Source organism: Novosphingobium nitrogenifigens DSM 19370 (genome assembly GCF_000192575.1).
Lineage (GTDB): Bacteria > Pseudomonadota > Alphaproteobacteria > Sphingomonadales > Sphingomonadaceae > Novosphingobium > Novosphingobium nitrogenifigens.
Genome location: NZ_GL876932.1, coordinates 1 through 5,710 on the forward strand (window position 1 = coordinate 1; position 5,710 = coordinate 5,710).

Annotated in this window: 4 protein-coding genes; 3 read left to right on the top strand and 1 reads right to left on the bottom strand. The window is 59.9% G+C overall.

Annotated features, from left to right (window positions below):
- Positions 1-553: 553 nt before the first annotated feature.
- Positions 554-1,720, bottom strand: a complete 1,167-nt coding sequence (locus Y88_RS09535; protein ID WP_018076176.1) for a nucleotide sugar dehydrogenase — start codon at positions 1,718-1,720, stop codon at positions 554-556.
- Between the two features lie 271 nt (positions 1,721-1,991).
- Between Y88_RS09535 and Y88_RS09540 the strand changes: the two genes are divergently transcribed.
- The 3 genes from Y88_RS09540 to Y88_RS09550 form a co-directional block, all read left to right on the top strand.
- A complete protein-coding gene (locus Y88_RS09540) occupies positions 1,992-2,594 on the top strand; it encodes an RNA polymerase sigma factor (RefSeq protein ID WP_018076177.1) in 603 nt (200 codons plus the stop codon).
- The gene (locus Y88_RS09545) at positions 2,563-3,549 is read left to right on the top strand and encodes a FecR family protein (RefSeq protein ID WP_008068562.1); all 987 of its coding nucleotides are present in this window, start codon (positions 2,563-2,565) and stop codon (positions 3,547-3,549) included. The genes Y88_RS09540 and Y88_RS09545 overlap by 32 nt, the downstream gene beginning before the upstream one ends.
- 108 nt (positions 3,550-3,657) lie before the next feature.
- Positions 3,658-5,710, top strand: a 2,053-nt coding sequence (locus Y88_RS09550) for a carboxypeptidase-like regulatory domain-containing protein (RefSeq protein WP_157132631.1), incomplete at its 3' end; no start/stop codon positions are given.

A 5,710-nucleotide genomic window follows, 5' to 3' on the forward strand; every position in this document is an offset into this window, starting at 1 on the left:
GCCTCCAGCGCCGACCGGCCCGACGACACCGAGCCAGATTTCGTTCGACCGATTTTCGCGCAAGATATCTTGGGCATTCTGGGAATCATCATTAGCGCCCACTGCGCTCGCTCCGGTGAACGGCTTTGCTGCTGATTGAACCATGAATTCCCTTGCTCTGTCCTTGCTCGCCTAGCGCATCCTTGGCACGCTCAAAAGATACCCTTTTTCGTTCAGGTGTGAAAACTCGCTCAGATTTTCGCCAATGCAGCCAAGGACGATTCCAGCCCGACTGGTGAATCGCTTCGGTTTTTTGCAGGTTTCATGCATTTGAGTCGTCGATGAATGAACGCCCGCTTTCGACGATCGCAAAGAGCCTCTGAACGGCGCCTTTGACGGCGTCTGCAACCAGATGCTCCAACACACCCCAGCTACCGGTTTCGGCATGAGCTGACGTTCGTAGTGCCTGCTGGGAGCGTCCGAATGTGGTCGAAAGCTGACGGCCTGAGGGCGGGAATGGAAGAGGGGAGAGGTCTTGCCGGTTGTGCAATTCCTTCCCCCTTCCATGTTTTGGTCAGTCCGAGCCGAACAGGTCGCGGGTGAAGACTTTGTCCTTCACGTCTTCGAGTGCGGGGGCCATGCGGTTGGCGAGGATGACGTCGCATTCGGATTTGAAGGTGTCGAGGTCGCGGACGACTTTCGAGCCGAAGAAGTCGTCTTCGGTCATCACCGGTTCGTAGATTTCGACCGCGATACCCTTGGCCTTGATCCGCTTCATGATCCCCTGGATCGAGGACTGGCGGAAATTGTCCGAGCCGGCTTTCATCACGAGGCGATAGACGCCGACTTTGGCGGGCTGTTTCGAGATGATGAGATCGGCAAGGAAATCCTTGCGCGTGCGGTTGGCGTCAACGATCGCGCGGATGAGGTTCTGGGGAACTTCGGAATAATTGGCCAGAAGCTGCTTGGTATCCTTGGGCAGGCAATAGCCGCCATAACCAAAGCTGGGATTGTTGTAGTGCTTGCCGATCCGCGGATCGAGGCCGACGCCTTCGATGATCTGGCGCGTGTCCATGCCGCCCGCGATCGCATAGCTGTCGAGTTCGTTGAAGAACGCGACCCGCATGGCGAGATAGGTATTGGCGAAAAGCTTGATCGCCTCGGCTTCACGCGAATCCGTGAAGAGGACCGCGACGTCCTTTTCGACCGCACCCTGCAACAGCAAGTCGGCGAAAATGCGCGCGCGTTCCGAACGTTCGCCAACGATAATGCGCGAGGGGTGAAGATTGTCGTAGAGCGCGCGCCCTTCGCGCAGGAACTCGGGGCTGAAAATAACCTGTTCGGTTCCGAGTCGCTGGCGCACGTCGTCGACGAACCCGACCGGGATGGTCGATTTGATCACGATCGTTGCCGCAGGATTGATCCGCGTGGCCGTTTCGATGACTGCTTCGACCGACGAGGTGTCGAACTTGTTGGTGTCGACGTCGTAGTTGGTCGGCGTTGCCACGATCACGTAATCGGCCCCGGTCAGGGCCTGTTCTGGATCGAGCGTTGCGGAGAGATGCAGTTCTTTTGTCGCGAGAAAATTCTCGAGCTCGACATCGACAATCGGCGATTTGCGCTCATTGATCATCTCGACCCGGTCGGGTGAAATGTCGACGGCAACCACGTCGTTGTGTTGAGCCAAAAGGACTGCATTGGAAAGGCCGACATATCCGAGCCCGAAAACAGCGATTTTCATCTTACCGGCACTCACGCTGTTTGATGATCATCTCGGCACACTCCCAATCCCTTGTATAGGCACTTCCGCTTATCAGCTATCGCGTAACGCCGCGTCAACGGAATTATGCTGCACTTGCACAGCCTCCGCGATCCCCGGAACTGTCCCGATGGCGGACGGCGAATGAACAATCCCTGTCACAATCGCCGATTAACGGAGCGCACAGTCAGCGTCCCGAGAGCGACGTCGATGAATTTCGGAATGACGGGCGCGCACATTTCAGGGATCGACGATGCGAGGGATCGACAGGGAAAGGACGCGTTGGTTTCTGCGCAACATCTTGCCCCACGAACCTGCGTTGCGGAACTGGCTGTCCCGGCGGCAACCGGTGGGGCTCGAAATCGACGACATTATCCAGGAATCCTATGCCGTTCTTGCCGATATGGAGTCGGTCGAGGCGATCCGTCATCCGCGCGCCTATCTGTTTCAGGTCGCTCGATCGGTGATCGTTCGCCACGTCAAGCGAGCCCGGGTGGTTCCGATCCATGCGGTCGAGGACATCTCGCAATTCGATCGGGCGGACGCAGCCTCATCCCCCGAACAAGTGGCGATCGACCGCGATCAACTGGGCCGATTGGCAAAGGCGATCGGGGCCATGCCGCCCAAGACACAGCAAGCGTTCGTCCTGCGCCGGGTGGAGGGACTGTCCCAACGCGAGATTTCGACGCGCATGGCCATTTCGGAAAATACCGTCGAAAAACATATCTCGCGCGGCTTGCGTTTTCTCGGCGATTGGTTTGGCCATGGCGGAAAAGCTGTGCCAGAGACCTCTATGGAACAGGAATTGGAGATCAGCACCCTAGATGGCGGACGTAGAAACCAGTCGACACATTGAAGAGAAGGCTGCCGACTGGGTTGCCCGGCTCGACCGGGGACCGCTTTCCGAGGCTGATTCCGCTGCACTTGAACGCTGGCTCGATGGGGACCCCCGTCGCCGGGGCGCATTCCTGCGCGCCAATGCCCTGTCGATGATGAGCGAGTCCGGGCAGGCGCTCGGCCCGGATTTCACGCCCCAGGCTTTCGCCACGCCCAATCCGCTCCGCCATCGTGGAATGACCCGGCGCAAATGGCTGAGCGGGGCTGGGGGCGCGGTTGCCGCCTCCCTGATCGCGCTGGGCGTCAGTGCCCCGGCGGGTGCGATCACTACCGGCCTTGGCGAAGTGCGTCTGGTCACGCTCGAAGACGGCTCCACCGTCATGCTCAACAGCCAGACGAGCGTGAAAGTCGGCTACACCCGCAACGAGCGGCGTGTGCATCTGCTTTATGGCGAGGCCTATTTCACGATCGTGAGCGATCCGCATCGCGCATTCCTGGTCGAGGTCGCCGACGCGCGGCTGTCCGCGTCACGGGCGGGGTTCGGGGTGCGCAAACTTGACGGTTTGCCCGTCGACGTGCTGGTCAATCAGGGCAGTGTCGCGCTGGGGCGGGTCGGGAGCCCGAAGCCGCTGGTGCTGGGCGCCAATACTCGCATAACCTTGCCGCAGGCCGATGGCGCCTTGCCCGTTCCGCAACTGGTGACGGGCGATCTCGTCACGCGCGAACTGGCCTGGCGCGAAGGCAAGATCGCCTTCGAAGGCGAACGGCTGGATCAGGCCGCAGCCCAGTTCGCCCGCTATAGCCGCACCCGCATCGAGATCCGCGATCCCGATCTGGCGAGCGAACCGGTGACGGGGCTGTTTTCGGCGGGCGATCCGGTGGGGTTCAGCCGCGCCGTCGCCGCGATTTTCGACGCGCGGGTGGAGCAGCAGGCGGATCGGGTCATCCTGTCCCGGCGGACCAACCGCACATAAAAATGCAAATCCGATAAAAATTCGCGAAGGCCGATGGCGGAAACCACCGGCCCAAATCTCTCTGTTCCCGAATTTGTCGCGGTTGCCGCGGACAAAAAGGGGCCAGAAATGTTTTTCCGTCGTTCGATCCTTTCCAGCACCGCGATCTGCGCGCTGCTGGCCATTGCCACACCTGCCTACGCCCAGGCGCGCGCGTTCGATATTCCCGCGCAATCGGCGGTAAAGGCCATTCCCGAACTGGCGCGGCAGGGGCAGATCCAGATCCTCGCATCCGCGCGCGATCTCGCCCAGGTACGCACGCCGTCGATCAAGGGGACGATGGACGCACGGATCGCCTTGCGCCGATTGATCGCGGGCACGCCGCTGCACGTCGTCAGCGATGACGGGCAGACGATCACGTTGCGATCCGATCGCGCACCGGGAGCAGGGGGCTCTCACAATGCGCGGACCGGGGCTTTGCGCGGCCGTGTCCTGAACAGCGCCACCGGACAATATCTGCGCAATGCCGAAGTGCGGGTACAGGGCACCGACATCGTCGCCTATACCGGCGACGACGGCAGTTTCCTTATTCCCAATGCGCCGCAGGGCGAAGTCACCGTCGTTGTCCGCTATACCGGGTTGCAGGACGAAAGCACGGTCACGATGGTCGGGGCAGGGCGCTCGGCCGCGCTCGACATCAAGATGATGCCGCTGTCCTTCGACAATGCGCACGGCAGCGACCACAATGCCATCACGGTCGTCGGGACACGATCGGGACAGGCTGCCGCGTTGATGAAGCGACGCTCGGCCATCAATGCGGTCAATGCCGTCGACGCGGACAATTTCGGCGCGTTGACGATGGGCGACGTCGGCGAATTCCTGAAAAACATGCCGGGGATTTCGCTCGACTATGTCGAAGTCGACACCAGTGCAGTGCGCATCGGCGGTCTCGATCCCAAATATTCGATCTTCACCATGGACGGCGCCCGCATGGCCACCGCGACATCCAACAACAATGCGGGCCGCCAGAATTCGTTCGAACAGATGTCGATCACCGGCATTTCGCGGATTGAACTCAACAATACCCTGACCGCGGGCATGGATGCCGACGCGCCGGGCGGCAGCGTCAATCTGGTCAGCAAATATGCGTTCGAGCGCAAGAAACGCCTGTTGCAATTGCAGGTCGGCGGGATCGGAACGTCCGATTCCAGCTTTGCGGGTAAATACATGCCCGACGACAAGAAACACGCGACGATCTATCCCTCGGGGCAGATCAGCTTTGCGGACGTTTTCCTCGGCGGGAAACTGGGCGTCGCGATCAACGGCAGCTACAATGCCAATTTCGTGGAACAGGACCGGGTGCAGACCGATTGGTCCTATCTCCCCAACGGAACGGTGCTGCCCTATCAGGTGATGTGGCGTCCAGGTCCGAAATTCACGCACCGCGAAGCCGTCAACGGGGCGATCGATTACAAGTTTTCGGACAAGTTGAGCTTTGCCCTGCGCGGAAGTTATTCGTTCTATGACGTCGAATATTTCAACCAGTATACCTATCTCGTCTTTGGAACTTCGGGAAAAAGTTATGCCACGGCGGATTCGACCCCGACGCATATCGTCGTCAATGCCAATGGGACCGGAACCTATGTCTCGTCGCAATATTCCCACCGCTATGCCGGAACGCCCTCGGCAATCGTGACGCCCAAGCTGGAATTCAAATCGGGCACATGGAGCGCGGTGCTGCGCGGCGCCTATTCGAGTTCGGAATACAATTTCCGCGACGGCAGCCACGGCTTTTTCCAGCGCGACGATACCCGCGTATCGGGCATCGGTTTCACGCTCGATCGCGCGTCATCGGAATCGCCGTCCTATACCCTTGCCCAGACGTCGGGGCCTTCGTGGAGCGATCCCAACAATTGGGCCGCCGTCAGCAACAGCGTGCGCACGGCCGAATCCAATGCCGTCAATCATCAGTACGGCGGCAATCTCGATATCCGCAAACAGCTCGATTTCGGGATTGTCCATGCCTCGGTCCTTGCCGGTGGGAGCATCCGCACCAACGAGTGGTTCACCAACGAAGGATCCTATCAGCTATATAACTATACCGGGACCACCGCGATCGGCGGATTGCCCAATACCCAGAACTACAAGTTCGGGATCGGCGGTTTCGATGCCGGAAACCTGA

Excerpts from the sequence above, each read along its gene's own strand:
- Y88_RS09535 (WP_018076176.1), bottom strand. The coding sequence starts at position 1,720 with ATGAAAATCGCTGTTTTCGGGCTCGGATATGTCGGCCTTTCCAATGCA.
- Y88_RS09540 (WP_018076177.1), top strand. The coding sequence starts at position 1,992 with ATGCGAGGGATCGACAGGGAAAGGACGCGTTGGTTTCTGCGCAACATC.
- Y88_RS09545 (WP_008068562.1), top strand. The coding sequence starts at position 2,563 with ATGGCGGACGTAGAAACCAGTCGACACATTGAAGAGAAGGCTGCCGAC.